Source organism: Fictibacillus sp. 23RED33, from assembly GCF_015903925.1.
Taxonomy (GTDB): Bacteria; Bacillota; Bacilli; order Bacillales; family Fictibacillaceae; genus Fictibacillus; species Fictibacillus phosphorivorans.
Genome location: NZ_JACZDX010000002.1, coordinates 1 through 13,657 on the forward strand (window position 1 = coordinate 1; position 13,657 = coordinate 13,657).

Genomic DNA, 13,657 nt, shown 5'->3' on the forward strand with positions numbered 1-13,657 from the left:
CTAAATGGTCGGTTCTTTTTTCTGAGTAGAAAGTGTTTAACAAACAACGTACTTGCACTGAAAAAGCTTACAATGTTACATTGTGTAAGGCTTTACACAGCAAATAAGTGGAAATACTGTTGATAGATGAAGTGATCTAGAATAATGGTAAGATCACTGATACAGAAAGGAAATTTGATATGAATCTCCAACTTCCGATTGAAATAAAAGAAAAACTGCAGCAAGATGCAGCAAAACGACTAGAAAATCTACCAAATGAATATAAAGAATTAATTGGGGAGCAGGGATATACAGCGCCTGATGCAGCATTGATTGAGGATGCCGTGATCGCGCTTGCTCTCGGAAAGAATGTATTGTTGAAAGGACCGACGGGGTCAGGTAAAACAAAGCTTGCAGAGCTTCTTTCAAACGTGTTCGGTCAACCTCTGCACCAAGTCAACGCCTCTGTCGATCTTGATGCTGAAGCGCTTCTTGGTCATAAGACGTTAAGCTATAGCGAGGGTAAACAAGAGATCGAGTTCATTCCTGGGCCAGTAACAAGAGCGGCAGCGAACGGGCATTTTCTCTATATAGATGAAATCAATATCGCAAAACCAGAAACGCTACCGATCCTAAACGGAATGCTCGATTATCGCCGTACGATTGCCAATCCTTTCACAGGTGAAGTGGTAAAAGCGCAATCTGGTTTCAATGTCATTGCCGCGATCAACGAAGGGTACATCGGAACAGTACCGTTGAACGAAGCGTTGAAAAACCGTTTTGTCGTGATCGAAGTGCCTTACATTCAAGGTGATACGTTAAAAGAAATGCTTAAGAACCAATCTCAGCAAAAAGACGAAGAGGTACTATCCAAGTTTGTTCAGTTGTCGTCTGATTTGATCGGGCAAGCAAAAGCAGGTCATCTGTCTGAAGATGCAGCATCTATCCGTGCGTTGCTAGATGCAGCCGATCTCTCTGTTTATTTGCCGGCGAAGCGTGCCATTCAACGAGCGATCGCAGACAAGCTCGAAGACGCGCGCGAACGCGCCCTCGTTGCAAACGTAGCCGCAACCCTGTTCGCGTAAGCTGGGAAATGGGGTCAGACCCCATACAATTTATTTCCCACGACGATTTTGGAGGTTTTCCCTAGATGAAATTCCTAGTATTTGCGGATACGAAGATCGATTCTTTTGTTCACATGCAACTGATCGATCTTTCCCGCTCACTCTCAAAAGTGGATAAAATGGACGTTTCGTTCTCGTATCACTCGTACCTAGAACGAAACAGCGGCGTCACACACGTCAGCCAGTTCTGGAACCCGTACCCGCGCGAAATTCAGCTTGAAGGCTGGAAATCGGATGTTTATTTGCGCAGCTATGGTACTCAGTTTCACACGGACGACCATGTGATCTGGGATACCTTGAAGCAATTGAAATCTCATCCGCACCGTGAATTTCTCAAGCAAGTCCTTCTTTTTGCAGAAGATTATCGATTAGAACAGATCTGCGTGAAGAACCGACCGGGGATGACGCATGCATTCAAGCTCCGAAAAGAAACGTTCCAGGTTCATTACAACCGTGAGTACCGAAAGCATATTCAGCAAAAGCGTACGCTTGATGCGCTTTTTTGCCATATTATCCTTTTGGCGAACAAACGGTTTGTGGCCGTACCAGAAGAGACGCAGAAACTCTATCAAGAACTGCGCTCTCATTTAACCAAACTTACAACGGCTAAATCGACTGAAGATATCGCTGCGATCATCACAGAGATGGCAGCAATCATACAAAAACACACAAACTTAAACGATATGAAAACTGCATACCGTAGTTTCAGTGACCCGTCGCAAAAAAGCCAAACAAATAGTGAGACCGATCAAAACTTTGACGACCTTACACGAAACAACGAAACGAAAACGAAGAAAACGATCACTAAGGATGAAGATTCAGACAAGGATAAAGACGACAAAGAAAAAGAGTCTCATTCCTCTTGGCATGATGAAACATCTGACCCGCAGGATTCGTTTTTACAAATGGACCTTGATCAGGGAACAAACACAGATTTGTTAGGAGAAGGTGCGAGGGAAGCAGAAAGTGGTGACGCGGTGTTCGGATCGGTTCAAACGAGCGCTAAAAGTACAGACAACAACGACTTCGACACTCAAAACGAGCATGAAGCCGAAACCGACAACAACCAAAATGGTTCTGACTCTGCAAACCACTTCCCGTACGGAGAAGTGAACAAAAATGTCACCGAGCATTTTGTGCCAGCAAAACCGGCAACCCTCGACGAGATTGCTCAATACGACGAATATAACCAAGAGATCGCGCCGTTCGTTTCGCAGCTGAAACAAAACTTTTTAAAAACGATGGAGCACAAACGAACAGCACCAAGAGAAGATCTGCACTTTGGAAGACTTGGAAAGAAGCTTACGAGACTCGTAACCGATAAGAATCCAAGGCTTTTCCGGAAAAAGCAGGAATCTCCACAAGAACTCGATACGACATTCACGCTCCTCGTCGACTGTTCAGCGTCTATGTTCAACAAGATGGAAGAAACGCAAAAGGGGATCGTGCTTTTTCATGAAACGTTAAAAGCTCTTCGGATTCCACATTCTGTAGTTGGCTTTTGGGAAGATGCAGCAGATGCTTCAAATAACGATCAACCGAATTATTTTCATGAAGTGATCTCCTATCGTAACTCTCTGCATCAATCGGGAGCGCCGATCATACAGCTCGAACCACAAGAAGATAACCGTGACGGATATTCCATCCGACGTATGGGAGAAGAGCTGGCAAAACGACCAGAGCAGCAAAAGATTCTGCTCGTTTTCTCAGACGGTGAACCAGCGGCTTTCGATTATGAATCGCATGGCGTACTCGATACACACGAAGCGGTTACTCGTACAAGAAAGCTTGGGATCGAAACGATTGGTATGTTCATCGCAAACGGAGAGATCACAGAGGAAGAAGAGAAGTTGATGCAGAATATCTATGGTCCGCAAAATGTAGTTGTGCCAAGTGCTTCAGAGCTTGTCGACTATCTGATGCCCGTACTTCGTAAGCTACTTTTCAAATCTTTATAAAACGCCAAAACGCCTGGGTCAGCTCACCCCAAGGCGTTTTTTATGTATGTATCAATACTCCAATAGCTTCAGCCAAGCAAAGATTACTCCAACAAACCCCGTGTAGCTAAAGATCCTGACAGACCATTCTGGTAAGGCTGTTCGAAGTACGCTTGAAAATATGCCGACCACAATAATCGCGGCAAGTAAGATGTAAATGGAAATGATATCGAACGGAATACGAAAAGACAGCCATTGTTCCATCGCCAAACCTCCCTAGTAAGGATAATATCGGACAAAATGCCTATACATTAAGAACAATTCACGAAAAAAGCCGAATTTTTATGTGTTCGAAAATCGGGATATGAAGGATAACATCGGGCACCGCAAATAGGGCAAACGCATATAGTATTACTAATTCAGGTGTTAGGAGTGAATGATGTGAATCAACGTGTAGTAGACGTCATTTTAGCAGAAGCAGAAGAAGAATATTTAGCAAATAATAAAGATGGTACCACGTTTGCTGCAGAACTCGCCTTACTCGCTTCAACGCTTGTGACCGCGGGGGATTTTCTAGCTACGTTCAGTGCAGCGATCGCTCTCAGACAAGTGTACCTCGATCAAGCGCAGGATCTAAAAGACCAGCAAGAACAAGAAGCTCAGATGAAAGACATCCAAGATCAGATTACAGCGTTAAAAAATGAGATTAAAATGCTGAGGGGAAGAAAATAAACGGACTTCCCCCTAATTTTTCATTTGGGATCAATCATACTCTTTCTTTTTCCACTCATCTTCAGGCATCTCAAATTCATCGCTCGAAAATCGTTCTTCTTTAAACGGATCGCCATACATATGAAAGCCGTTTTGCTCCCAAAAGCCTGGCTGATCCTCTTCTAAGAACTCGAACTTACGAATCCACTTTGCACTTTTCCAAAAATAAAGATGCGGAACGATGAGACGCAGCGGAAATCCATGCTTTTCCGTTAACGGCTTGCCGTCAAAAGAGTGCGCAAGAATGACATCGTCTCGCAACAAATCTTGGAGAGGAACATTCGTCGTATAATCGTAATCAGCGTGGACCATCACATACTTTGCTTTTGGATCCACATCAAAGTGCTTTAAAAAGTCCGTAAATTTAACACCTTCAAACGCATTGTCGAACCGTGACCATCTCGTCACACAGTGAATATCTCGTACTACTGTCGTTTGAGGCATCTTCATGATGTCTTCAAAACTAAATTCGACACGTTTTCCTACGAGTCCTTCTACAGATAACGACCATTTTTTCATATCGTAAACAGGAACCTCCCCCTCATGAAGAATAGGGAACTTTTTTGTTTCAACCTGCCCAGGAGGCAAGCGGTTTCCTAGTTTTTCATCGACTTGTGGGACACGCATCTTTTTAATGCGATCCGCTTTGTTAAGGTCCATAAATGAACACCCTTTCTTTAATACGATTGATTCCATTTGAGGTAGCAAAAACAAAAAACGCCATCTTTTATAAAAAAAGAGGACGAGTGGTTGTGTTCACATCCTCTTATCTTTCAGTCTGTAAAACTGTTAGATGTAGCACCGTGCCTAACAAAATAGGTGGTTGCCGGGCTTCATAGGGCTAATTCCCTCCGCCTGCTCGAAATAAGAGACCGATTAATCGGCTTAAAAACGATATGTAAGTTACAACTATTATACATTCAGGACATGAAAAATCAACTTGAAATGAGATCAGCCACAAAAGACATCTCGCGAGAAATGCCTAGATACAGAACGACAACGCCAAAAACCGCTGTACTGATCAAGAAAAAGTAGACGATTTTTTCTTCGGCTTCCTTTTCACTCTGCCTTTTTTCTGATTCAGTCGACTCACTCTTGCCAGAACCTTGAGACGTTTTTTTCTTTTGCTTACCTTTACCAAGACCAAACATAGCTGAAATCCTCCGCATCTTACAGATGTTTCTGTTAACAGTTTTTCATGAAAGCTGTTTTCGTATTCATCGATGTTTAAGATAGAGGTTGATTTCCGCTCCAGGTTGCTCGCTTTCCGCGGGGCAGGCGGTGAGCCACATTTGTTCGTTTCACTCTTAAGTGTCTCACCTGCCCACCTGTCCCGCAGGAGTCTCGCACCTTACACTCCAATCAACTTCTCGAAGAAGCAAATGAACAAAAATGCATTAACTCTACAGAAATTGTCTTCATGAAGAAGGGAGTTTTAACAAATGCAATTTAGTTGTTAAGTGTGGATAACAGTCGTTAACAGCATCTATGAAAAAAGGAAAATAAAAAACCTCCAGAAGTTATAAACACTAACTTCCAGAGGTTTGGGAACATTTTTATTTATATCAATTACTGCTGAACAGCCGCCGCTGCATTTACGCGTCCGTTTTGGAACTGGCTGCCTGTTCCGGATACAGGATCAGCTGTGTTTTCAAGCGCTGCACGGATTTGAGAAGCACTCTTACCTTGAGCCGCAAGAAGTCCTGCTACACCCGCAACAACTGGTGATGCCATAGACGTTCCTGAGAAACTCGCATACTGGTTATTTGGTGTTGTTGAATAGATGTTAACACCTGGCGCTGCGATATCAACCCACGTACCGAAGTTTGAGAATGAAGCTTTACGGTCGTTTTGATCGGTAGCCGCAACTGCAATCGCGTTCGTATAATAAGCAGGGTAGCTAGGAGAAGATACACCCTCATTTCCTGCAGCAGCAATGACTACAGAACCTTTGCCCCATGCATAATCAACTGCGGATTGAAGAGTCTGTGTGCCGCCTGCTCCACCAAGACTTAAATTGATAACTTGCGCACCTTGATCAGCTGCGTAACGAATGCCTTGAGCGACGTCATCGAGTGATCCACTGCCGTTCGCATCAAGAACACGAACTGCTAGAATAGAAGCTTTTGGAGCAAGACCCGCGATTCCCACACCGTTATTTGTGTTCGCAGCCGCGATACCCGCAACGTGTGTACCGTGCTCGTTTTCATCCAATGGATCGTTATCGTCATCTACATAGTCGGCACCTTTAATGACTTTTCCAGCAAGGTCTGGGTGGTTATAGTCAACGCCTGTGTCAATTACTGCAATTTTTACAGAGGAAGAGCTCTGCGTAGTATCCCAAGCTTGCTCAGCTCCTACTTTTTGTGGCGCATATTGCTGACTTTGATAAGCAGGATCGTTTGGTACATAGCTTGCATGGAACGTTAAGTTAGGTTCCGCATACTCAACAGAGTCAAGATTTTCATAGTTCTTGATCGCATCTGCCACACTGCCGTCTACTTTCACGACTGTAAAGTCTTTTGTAACCTCAACTACTTTACCGCCAAGTTGTGAAACTTTGTTTTTAGTATTAGCTGCTGCTGAAACAGAATCTTTAAAATGAACAATAATTTCTTGTGAAGCAGCTTTCGTTGCAGCAGGTGTAAACGAAGCTTTCGACACCTCCGAATTTGCAGCAGATGCTGGCAATGCTAATGAAACAAGTAGTGGTAATGTTGCGGCAGTCGCCACGAAACGCTTTAACATAAAAATCACTCCTCTGTTGTATTTACCAAGCAAGCTTGGCTCCGATGGTAAGGAATTCAACAATTTTCAACAAAACCCTTTAATACTATTCGAAAATAATGATTATTTACCAAAAGACTACAATCACAGAGAAGATATTACTACAAGAGCGTTTAGGTTCGCATGACCTATTCATTATCTTAAAATATAAAGTGGGTAGGTGATAAGACTCAAATTCGACAGAAAGCGCATTCAGTCTCAACCCCTTAAACAGAAACATAGGACTACTTTGAAGAATGGTGTAAGGTAAGAGGGAAAGAAAAAAGAAATTTTTTATTTGAGGAGGAGGAATACAAATGGCACGTTTACCAGAAGTAGATGTGGAAGGAACACCCTTTAAGAAATCCCTTGCTAACGCACCAGATATTCTAGATGCTTTTCAGCAGATGGAAAAAGCGCTGAACGACATACTAGAGCCTGAACTTATGGAGATGCTCCGCTTACGAGCGGCCTCAAACAATGGGTGCGACTACTGACAAAGCATGGACTACGGGACTCTGGATGAGTCCTCACGAAAAACAGCGATGAAGCAAGGAAACGCAGAACTATCAGAACGTGAAAGTCTAGCTCTCGAACTCGCTGATCACATCATGGCTTATCACGGACAACTGCCAGATGAATTATACAACCGACTCACGAAACATTTTTCAAAAGAAGAGATCATTGCGCTATTCTTCCAAATCGGAAGCAAAAACGGAGCCAACTGGTTTATTATCGCGATGGGAATACTAAACGATTAACAAATAAAACGTCCAGATCACGCATGCGATCTGGACGTTGTTTTATGTATTATCTATGCTGGTCGATCAGGATCAGGTTTCCATCTGGATCTTCAATCGTCAAACTCGCAGGACCCTCACTCGTTTCATCCGCTTCAGTCGATAACGAAATTCCTCTTTCTTTCAGCTGTTTCTGAAGCTCTCGAATATCAGTGAAATTTTCAAGATTTTCCGCATTTTGGTTCCATCCAGGGTTGAAAGTCAAAATGTTTTGTTCAAACATACCTTGAAACAAGCCGATAACCGTATCCTCATTCTTCAAGATCAACCAGTTATGCTCGATGTTGCCACCTAACGATTCAAATCCTAAATTTTCATAAAAAGCTTTTGAACGATGGATATCTTTTACACTTAAACTTACAGAAAACGCACCAAGTTTCATAAGATCCTCCTTAAAATATCTGATAATTTAACTATAGATTTCTTTTACCCCGATTACAATTCAATTCATGACGAAACTTTCCATCGAAAAAAAACGTATAGCATAGAGGGAGGAGGTTGAAAAGTATATGTATGAAGGCCGACCAAAACTTAACATACAAAGAACATGGTTTGAAAACTTTTTAGATATCGCATCAATCACCTTATTGGTAATAGGAACAGTGAGCTTGATCTCACAGTGGGCTGCTATTCCGAACACCGTGCCAACCCACTTTAATGCAGCCGGAGAACCAGATGGCTGGGGAAGTAAGAACAACCTATGGATTTTAATCGTGATGGGAGCGGTGACGTGGTTACTGCTTACCGTGTTAGAAAAATTTCCGCACATCTACAATTATTTTAATCTTACGGAAGAAAACGTAGAAAGACAGTATAAAAATGCGCGCATGATGATCAATGTAATGAAAAATGAAATCTTGATCTTTTTCGTCTATATGACTTGGGCCTGTGCAGAAGTCGCCAATGGAACAAGTGAAGGATTAAGTGTGTGGGTACTCCCCATTTTTATCATAGGAATCACAGGATCCATCGCTTTTTTCATCGTAAGATCAATTAAATGGAAGTAAAAAAGGGGACGAACTTCATTTGGAGAAGTAGAGTCCTCTTTTTTATGAAGTGTGTCTTTTCCTAGAGTACATAATAGCTATGTGTGCGCCGTATAAGGATAGTTATTTACCATAGTTCGGTAATGTGAATTAATTTCATGGATAAGCTCCATAATTTCACGGTAAATCATTTTAATTTCACGGATAAATTTTTTTATCGAATTTTCGACTCATACCGACACTGAAACAATAATAAAGCAGCTCATACTTTTTGATGAGCTGCTCCCATTTTTGATTACTGATCTTGATGGTTGCGTGCACGCGCTTCATCTGGACCTTCCATCTTAGTAGCACCAGAATATTTTAAGTCTTGATCACGGTCAGATTCAACGCGGCCAGATTCACGCAACTTCTTTTCCTGTCTGTCTTTTCCCATAGTGAAATCCCTCCAATCACATCAGATTTTCATTAGTATGAGGACTAACTGAAACTTTTATGTAAAAGCTGAAAATATCCTGAAACAGCCTACCCAAACGTTTAGCTTTTAGAGAAAAGGGAATCCCCTAACTACGAAAAAAATTAATCGAGGAGGACTTAAAATGGTACAGAGTGTAAACACTACAAACGGATATGAAAACGGCATGTATCCTGAAGATGCTTACGGTACAGCGCAAAGAGAGAGAGTGGCAGACCCGCAAAAAAGCAAGCTACTAACAGGAATCGTAATTGGCGGTATCGTTGGTGGGGCACTTGCCTTGATTGATTATAATACACGGTCAAAAGTAAAGAACACTGCGGTAGGGTTGAAGGATAGCTCCAGCAAAATGATTACGGAAGTTAAACAAAATCCAGGTGAAGTGAAAGATCAGATGATCAGCCAGTTCAAAACAGCGAGCACCACTTTAAAAGATGCGATCAACGACGCGCAAGCGCTATACGAGCGTCTCAATAAAGACGTTTTTGGAAACATTAATACGCTAAAAGAAATCTCAAGTGATGTGTTATCGACAGCTAAAGAAACAAAAGGGGAGCTTGGCAGCATCGGTTCAAAATTAAAAGAAGCAGGATCCGAACTAGCTGATAACCCAATCGGAAATGACAAGCTTCACGATTATTCCACTGGATCAGCGCAAGAAACGACTTACACAAGAGAAAATGATACAAACGTCGTTTCAGTAGGCGTGACTTCACAGAACAATCGTAAAAACTTGTAAAAAAACAAAAAACAGCTCTCTGCGCAGTTTCGCTGCACAGAGAGCTGTTTTTGTATTGTTGAAAATCTCATTGAAAATGGATTGGAGCGAAAACAAACTGCTACACTCCATTTAAAAGTCGTTTATTTCTATATAAGATCTAGCTATTTATGATTTGTCTAATATCGTTCAAACGTACAACTTGCTTCGCATCTTCAAAATGCTCCGAATAGTTTTCTGTTACGGAAAAGTCCACAACAGCGGTGTTGGTCAACAATGAAGTAATTTCTCCTTTTAAGCCGTCGAATGTTTCAATAATATCACCGATTTTAAATTCCATGCCTTTTCCTCCAACGTAATTAATGTTTGTACTATTTTACCATAATTGTGACTAATTTTCCTTTTATTTTTAAAAACTTCTATTTGTTAAGTATTATAGCTGAATCAATTACGTATTGCTATTGAAGCGCTTTTAATGTTAACTTAAAATTAATATAAGTTGACATAAATACGATGAGGTGTTTTTTCATGAAAACAAAAGAGATGACGTATGTAGCTTTATTCGCAGCAATCATGATTGTATTAGGATTCCTGCCCCCAATCGTTTTGCCTTTTACACCAGTTCCCATTACAGCACAAACTCTTGGTGTAATGCTTGCAGGTGTGGTGCTTGGTGCCAAACTAGGCGGATTAAGTATGATTGTTTTCTTACTAGTAATTGCAGCTGGTGTTCCAGGATTAGCTGGTGGACGCGGTGGTGCAGGTGTTTTTGTAGGACCAAGTGCTGGTTATATACTTAGCTGGCCATTATCAGCTTTCTTAATCGGGTTATTGATCGAAAAAGCAAGACAGCCACTTCAAGTGTGGAAGGTCTTCATATACAATTTCGTCGCAGGAATCGTCTTTGTTTACCTTTGCGGTATTCCAGTTGTTGCATTTGTAATGGACATCAGTTTGGAGACAGCTGCAGTTTCAGGTTTAGCTTACTTACCAGGCGATTTGATAAAAGCTACTATCGCAGCCGCACTTGGTGTTAAAATAAGACAAAGATTATTTAAAAATCAGACTGCTCTTACTCAAAATCATACGATCAGCCATTAATAGATTGTCTTCGGACAGTCTTTTTCTATAGGGAGGACTTCTGTGCTAATTACCGATACGATTCAACAAAGTGCCCTTTTACATCCTGAGAATACAGCGATTCAAATGGGTGAAGATAAAATAACCTATCAAGAACTGGACAGCAATGTTAAGAAAATCGCTTCATATTTTCGTAAGCAGGCCTTCAAAGGAACCCAAGGAAAAGCAGCGCTATATGTGCCTAACGGAATAGATTTTCTACAATATTTCTTAGGAGGCATTTCTGCTGGCTGGATTTGTATTCCACTTGATTTGAAATGGAAAGAAAAGGAGCTGGAAGAAAGGCTAAAACAATGTGAGCCGGATTTGGTTATTACTACAGAAAAATGGCAGAGCAAAATGAAATACGGAAAGGTCACCCTAATTTCTGCTATTGATGATGTAAGTCTTAGCTCAAGTGAAGAAGTAAAAAGTACTGTTGCAGACAATTCATTGTTTTATATGGGGTTCACTTCAGGTTCGACGGGTGTTCCGAAATGTTTTGTACGCAACCATCGTTCATGGGTTAAAAGCTTTGCATGCAGTAAAACAGACTTTGGCCTTACTGAGAGTGACGCAGTACTCGTACCTGGACCACTTGTTCATTCGTTATTTTTGTATGCAGCGATCAGTACGATTTATTTAGGTGGAAAGGTGAAACTGTTGCCCAAGTTTTCAGCTACCCAAACTTTAAAAGAGATCAAGTCAGACGAAGTTTCAGCTCTTTATGCTGTTCCTACTATGCTTGCTGCACTAACTAAAGAAATGGATTCTCAGAACGGCGATTTAAGACTAAAAAGAATAATATCTTCAGGGGCCAAATGGGAACCTGGACTTAAAAGGAAAATAAATAATCTGTTTCCTAAAACAGAGCTTTTCGAGTTTTATGGTGCATCTGAATTAAGCTTTGTAAGCTTTATTAATCACCGAACTGCCTTACAAAAGCCGTTATCGGTAGGACGCGCTTTTCATAATGTAGAACTATCTGTTCGAAAAGATGGATACGAAGTGGAAAAAGGAGAAGTAGGTACTCTTTTTGTAAAAAGTGAGATGCTGTTTTCACACTATATTAATAGGCCTGATGCGAATAAAGAAGTTTGGGACGACAATGGATGGCTGACAGTAGGTGACTTGGCTAAGCTAGATGATGACGGAGATTTATTCATTATAGGACGCAGTAATAACATGATAATTTCTGGAGGACAAAACGTTTATCCTGAAGAAATCGAAAGAGTTTTGCATTCACTAGATGGAGTTGAGGAAGCTGTTGTTTTTGGGATGCCAGATTCGTATTGGGGAGAGAAGGTTTCAGCAGCAATCATCCAAAAAGAAGATGCTATCCTTACAGTTCGTGATATCCAACGTTTTTGTAGAGAGCATCTTTCAACATTCAAAGTACCTAAACACATTATTTTTACAAAAGAGTTTCCTTATACGTCGAGCGGAAAAATTGCAAGATCAAAGATAAAAGAGATTTATAGCAAAGGTGTACTCTGTTCATGAAAAAAGCTGTTATTATCGATGCCAAACGTACAGTGATTGGAAAGAAAGCGGGCTACTTTAAAGGTGTTGGAGCAGAAAAACTAGCGGCTGCTGTCATTCAAAAGATTTTAAAAGAAAACAACGTTTCTCCTGATATGGTGTCAGATGTGATTTTAGGGAATACAGTTGGTCCTGGTGGGAATATTACACGCTTATCTGCTTTAACAGCAGGTCTTCCAGTGACTGTTCCAGGTTTTACAGTTGATCGTCAATGCGGTTCTGGACTTGAAGCGATAAATCTCGCATGTCGGCTAGTTCAAACAGGTGCAGGAGACATATATTTAGCAGGTGGCACCGAATCCGTTAGTACATCAACGTTTCCACAACGAGCTCGCTTTTCTCCAGACTCTATAGGGGATCCTGACATGGGTGTTGGAGCTGAGAACGTGGCTGAAAAATACGGCATAACACGTGCAATTCAGGATGAATATTCGCTTCTAAGCTATAAGAGAACGATAGATTCTATTGAAAAAAATCGCTTTAATAATGAGCTTGTTGCGTATAATGATGAGCCCTTAATGGATGAAGGAATCAAGCGACTTTCTGTGATCGAAAGACTGATGAAACGTGCAAAACCTGCATTTAAAGAAAATGGGACAGTTACTGCCGCAAATTCATGTGGTTTAAACGATGGTGCATCTATCGTACTCGTCATGAGTGAAGAAAAAGCGAAAGAGCTTAAACTTGCTCCAAAACTACTATTTATCGATGCTGTCACGGCAGGTGTTGATCCAAATTTGCCAGGAATCGGACCGGTTCCAGCTGTAAATAAACTTTTACAGAGAATGGACCTTTCTATAAGTGATATTGATGTATTTGAACTCAATGAAGCATTTGCATCCCAAGTCGTTGCTTCCGCTCAAGAACTTAACATATCGTGGGACAAGCTGAACAAAGGCGGTGGTGCAATTGCATTTGGACATCCTTATGGTGCCTCAGGAGCGGTTCTCGTGACTTCACTGCTAAGGGAGATGACCTCAGGTGACCGGTTTGGTATAGCCACGTTAGGTATTGGCGGTGGACTTGGGATTGCAACACTATTTGAAAGGTGTGAGCACCCATGAATTTTAAACAGTATGAAGGGACAGTGACGCAGTCGGTTGCCATAACGATAACAGAAGCGCTTGTTAAAGCTTACGTTGAGGCATCAGGTAATCGAAAAAGTGCTATAGATTACGTTCCTCCAGCTCTACCGATGATTTTTTATCAATATATCAACGTGCCATGGTTTCACGAACAATCGTTTATTCACAAAGACCAAGTGTTTCATTACGAACATCCTATCTCGATTGGAGATACAATTCAATGTACTGTTTCCTTAATTTCCGTAGAGAAAAGACGTCAATTTCTTGTTTTGCATCAAGAGCTTATTGGTAAAAACGTGCACGGAAAAATGGTATTTTCGGCAAAATCTACTCTTTTAAAGGAGGCAGAGTGAAA

At 41.3% G+C, this 13,657-nt stretch carries 18 protein-coding genes and 1 riboswitch; of the genes, 11 read left to right on the top strand and 7 right to left on the bottom strand.

Going from position 1 to position 13,657, the window contains the following annotated elements; genetic code table 11:
• Window positions 1–179 precede the first annotated feature (179 nt).
• Window positions 180–1,064, top strand: coding sequence for an ATP-binding protein (locus tag IHV09_RS08435; RefSeq protein WP_197264166.1), 885 nt, complete (start codon window positions 180–182; stop codon window positions 1,062–1,064).
• A gap of 65 nt (window positions 1,065–1,129) precedes the next feature.
• Window positions 1,130–3,061: a vWA domain-containing protein gene (locus IHV09_RS08440; protein WP_197264167.1), complete on the top strand. Its 1,932-nt coding sequence runs from the start codon at window positions 1,130–1,132 to the stop codon at window positions 3,059–3,061.
• Window positions 3,062–3,112: 51 nt separating this feature from the next.
• Here IHV09_RS08440 and IHV09_RS08445 read toward each other — a convergent pair whose 3' ends face one another.
• Window positions 3,113–3,304 carry a hypothetical protein gene (locus IHV09_RS08445; protein WP_197128417.1) on the bottom strand — a complete coding sequence of 64 codons (192 nt, stop codon included), beginning with the start codon at window positions 3,302–3,304 and terminating at the stop codon, window positions 3,113–3,115.
• Between the two features lie 177 nt (window positions 3,305–3,481).
• Between IHV09_RS08445 and IHV09_RS08450 the strand changes: the two genes are divergently transcribed.
• The gene (locus IHV09_RS08450; protein WP_197190091.1) at window positions 3,482–3,772 is read left to right on the top strand and encodes a hypothetical protein; all 291 of its coding nucleotides are present in this window, start codon (window positions 3,482–3,484) and stop codon (window positions 3,770–3,772) included.
• A gap of 30 nt (window positions 3,773–3,802) precedes the next feature.
• On the opposite strand, the gene IHV09_RS08455 is transcribed toward IHV09_RS08450, so the two are convergent.
• From IHV09_RS08455 to IHV09_RS08465, 3 genes are all read right to left on the bottom strand, one after another.
• On the bottom strand, window positions 3,803–4,471 hold the full coding sequence (locus IHV09_RS08455) for a sulfite oxidase-like oxidoreductase (RefSeq protein ID WP_197190367.1): 669 nt from the start codon (window positions 4,469–4,471) through the stop codon (window positions 3,803–3,805).
• 103 nt (window positions 4,472–4,574) lie between these two features.
• Window positions 4,575–4,682: riboswitch (SAM riboswitch) on the bottom strand.
• 64 nt (window positions 4,683–4,746) lie between these two features.
• Window positions 4,747–4,962, bottom strand: coding sequence for a hypothetical protein (locus tag IHV09_RS08460; RefSeq protein WP_197190090.1), 216 nt, complete (start codon window positions 4,960–4,962; stop codon window positions 4,747–4,749).
• Between the two features lie 418 nt (window positions 4,963–5,380).
• Window positions 5,381–6,559 (bottom strand): S8 family peptidase, encoded by a 1,179-nt coding sequence (locus tag IHV09_RS08465; RefSeq protein WP_197128423.1) that lies wholly within the window; start codon window positions 6,557–6,559, stop codon window positions 5,381–5,383.
• Between the two features lie 335 nt (window positions 6,560–6,894).
• On the opposite strand from IHV09_RS08465, the gene IHV09_RS08470 reads away from it, so the two are divergent.
• Together IHV09_RS08470 and IHV09_RS08475 are read left to right on the top strand one after the other, a co-directional pair.
• A complete protein-coding gene (locus IHV09_RS08470) occupies window positions 6,895–7,074 on the top strand; it encodes a hypothetical protein (RefSeq protein ID WP_197264168.1) in 180 nt (59 codons plus the stop codon).
• 48 nt (window positions 7,075–7,122) lie between these two features.
• Window positions 7,123–7,338, top strand: a complete 216-nt coding sequence (locus IHV09_RS08475) for a carboxymuconolactone decarboxylase family protein (protein WP_197128427.1) — start codon at window positions 7,123–7,125, stop codon at window positions 7,336–7,338.
• A gap of 49 nt (window positions 7,339–7,387) precedes the next feature.
• Here the strand turns inward: IHV09_RS08475 and IHV09_RS08480 are convergent, their stop codons facing one another.
• Complete coding sequence (locus tag IHV09_RS08480; RefSeq protein WP_197264169.1) at window positions 7,388–7,759, bottom strand: VOC family protein; 372 nt, start codon at window positions 7,757–7,759, stop codon at window positions 7,388–7,390.
• 127 nt (window positions 7,760–7,886) lie between these two features.
• Between IHV09_RS08480 and IHV09_RS08485 the strand changes: the two genes are divergently transcribed.
• Window positions 7,887–8,384 carry a DUF1648 domain-containing protein gene (locus IHV09_RS08485; RefSeq protein ID WP_197190088.1) on the top strand — a complete coding sequence of 166 codons (498 nt, stop codon included), beginning with the start codon at window positions 7,887–7,889 and terminating at the stop codon, window positions 8,382–8,384.
• A gap of 274 nt (window positions 8,385–8,658) precedes the next feature.
• Here the strand turns inward: IHV09_RS08485 and IHV09_RS08490 are convergent, their stop codons facing one another.
• On the bottom strand, window positions 8,659–8,799 hold the full coding sequence (locus IHV09_RS08490) for a YpzI family protein (RefSeq protein WP_082861516.1): 141 nt from the start codon (window positions 8,797–8,799) through the stop codon (window positions 8,659–8,661).
• 163 nt (window positions 8,800–8,962) lie between these two features.
• On the opposite strand from IHV09_RS08490, the gene IHV09_RS08495 reads away from it, so the two are divergent.
• Window positions 8,963–9,577 carry a hypothetical protein gene (locus tag IHV09_RS08495; protein ID WP_197190087.1) on the top strand — a complete coding sequence of 205 codons (615 nt, stop codon included), beginning with the start codon at window positions 8,963–8,965 and terminating at the stop codon, window positions 9,575–9,577.
• A 139-nt stretch (window positions 9,578–9,716) separates the two neighbouring features.
• On the opposite strand, the gene IHV09_RS08500 is transcribed toward IHV09_RS08495, so the two are convergent.
• Window positions 9,717–9,896, bottom strand: coding sequence for a DUF2187 domain-containing protein (locus tag IHV09_RS08500; RefSeq protein ID WP_066398675.1), 180 nt, complete (start codon window positions 9,894–9,896; stop codon window positions 9,717–9,719).
• Between the two features lie 188 nt (window positions 9,897–10,084).
• On the opposite strand from IHV09_RS08500, the gene IHV09_RS08505 reads away from it, so the two are divergent.
• The 4 genes from IHV09_RS08505 to IHV09_RS08520 are packed head-to-tail and all read left to right on the top strand — an operon-like array spanning window position 10,085 to window position 13,655.
• Window positions 10,085–10,657, top strand: a complete 573-nt coding sequence (locus IHV09_RS08505; protein ID WP_197264170.1) for a biotin transporter BioY — start codon at window positions 10,085–10,087, stop codon at window positions 10,655–10,657.
• Between the two features lie 42 nt (window positions 10,658–10,699).
• Window positions 10,700–12,178 carry an AMP-binding protein gene (locus IHV09_RS08510; RefSeq protein WP_197264171.1) on the top strand — a complete coding sequence of 493 codons (1,479 nt, stop codon included), beginning with the start codon at window positions 10,700–10,702 and terminating at the stop codon, window positions 12,176–12,178.
• The gene (locus tag IHV09_RS08515; RefSeq protein ID WP_197264172.1) at window positions 12,175–13,281 is read left to right on the top strand and encodes an acetyl-CoA C-acyltransferase; all 1,107 of its coding nucleotides are present in this window, start codon (window positions 12,175–12,177) and stop codon (window positions 13,279–13,281) included. The genes IHV09_RS08510 and IHV09_RS08515 overlap by 4 nt, the downstream gene beginning before the upstream one ends.
• Window positions 13,278–13,655 carry a MaoC family dehydratase gene (locus IHV09_RS08520; protein ID WP_197195208.1) on the top strand — a complete coding sequence of 126 codons (378 nt, stop codon included), beginning with the start codon at window positions 13,278–13,280 and terminating at the stop codon, window positions 13,653–13,655. The genes IHV09_RS08515 and IHV09_RS08520 overlap by 4 nt, the downstream gene beginning before the upstream one ends.
• Window positions 13,656–13,657: the final 2 nt, after the last annotated feature.

Excerpts from the sequence above, each read along its gene's own strand:
- IHV09_RS08435 (WP_197264166.1), top strand. The coding sequence starts at position 180 with ATGAATCTCCAACTTCCGATTGAAATAAAAGAAAAACTGCAGCAAGAT.
- IHV09_RS08440 (WP_197264167.1), top strand. The coding sequence starts at position 1,130 with ATGAAATTCCTAGTATTTGCGGATACGAAGATCGATTCTTTTGTTCAC.
- IHV09_RS08445 (WP_197128417.1), bottom strand. The coding sequence starts at position 3,304 with ATGGAACAATGGCTGTCTTTTCGTATTCCGTTCGATATCATTTCCATT.
- IHV09_RS08455 (WP_197190367.1), bottom strand. The coding sequence starts at position 4,471 with ATGGACCTTAACAAAGCGGATCGCATTAAAAAGATGCGTGTCCCACAA.
- IHV09_RS08460 (WP_197190090.1), bottom strand. The coding sequence starts at position 4,962 with ATGTTTGGTCTTGGTAAAGGTAAGCAAAAGAAAAAAACGTCTCAAGGT.
- IHV09_RS08465 (WP_197128423.1), bottom strand. The coding sequence starts at position 6,559 with ATGTTAAAGCGTTTCGTGGCGACTGCCGCAACATTACCACTACTTGTT.
- IHV09_RS08470 (WP_197264168.1), top strand. The coding sequence starts at position 6,895 with ATGGCACGTTTACCAGAAGTAGATGTGGAAGGAACACCCTTTAAGAAA.
- IHV09_RS08475 (WP_197128427.1), top strand. The coding sequence starts at position 7,123 with ATGAAGCAAGGAAACGCAGAACTATCAGAACGTGAAAGTCTAGCTCTC.
- IHV09_RS08480 (WP_197264169.1), bottom strand. The coding sequence starts at position 7,759 with ATGAAACTTGGTGCGTTTTCTGTAAGTTTAAGTGTAAAAGATATCCAT.
- IHV09_RS08485 (WP_197190088.1), top strand. The coding sequence starts at position 7,887 with ATGTATGAAGGCCGACCAAAACTTAACATACAAAGAACATGGTTTGAA.
- IHV09_RS08490 (WP_082861516.1), bottom strand. The coding sequence starts at position 8,799 with ATGGGAAAAGACAGACAGGAAAAGAAGTTGCGTGAATCTGGCCGCGTT.
- IHV09_RS08495 (WP_197190087.1), top strand. The coding sequence starts at position 8,963 with ATGGTACAGAGTGTAAACACTACAAACGGATATGAAAACGGCATGTAT.
- IHV09_RS08500 (WP_066398675.1), bottom strand. The coding sequence starts at position 9,896 with ATGGAATTTAAAATCGGTGATATTATTGAAACATTCGACGGCTTAAAA.
- IHV09_RS08505 (WP_197264170.1), top strand. The coding sequence starts at position 10,085 with ATGAAAACAAAAGAGATGACGTATGTAGCTTTATTCGCAGCAATCATG.
- IHV09_RS08515 (WP_197264172.1), top strand. The coding sequence starts at position 12,175 with ATGAAAAAAGCTGTTATTATCGATGCCAAACGTACAGTGATTGGAAAG.
- IHV09_RS08520 (WP_197195208.1), top strand. The coding sequence starts at position 13,278 with ATGAATTTTAAACAGTATGAAGGGACAGTGACGCAGTCGGTTGCCATA.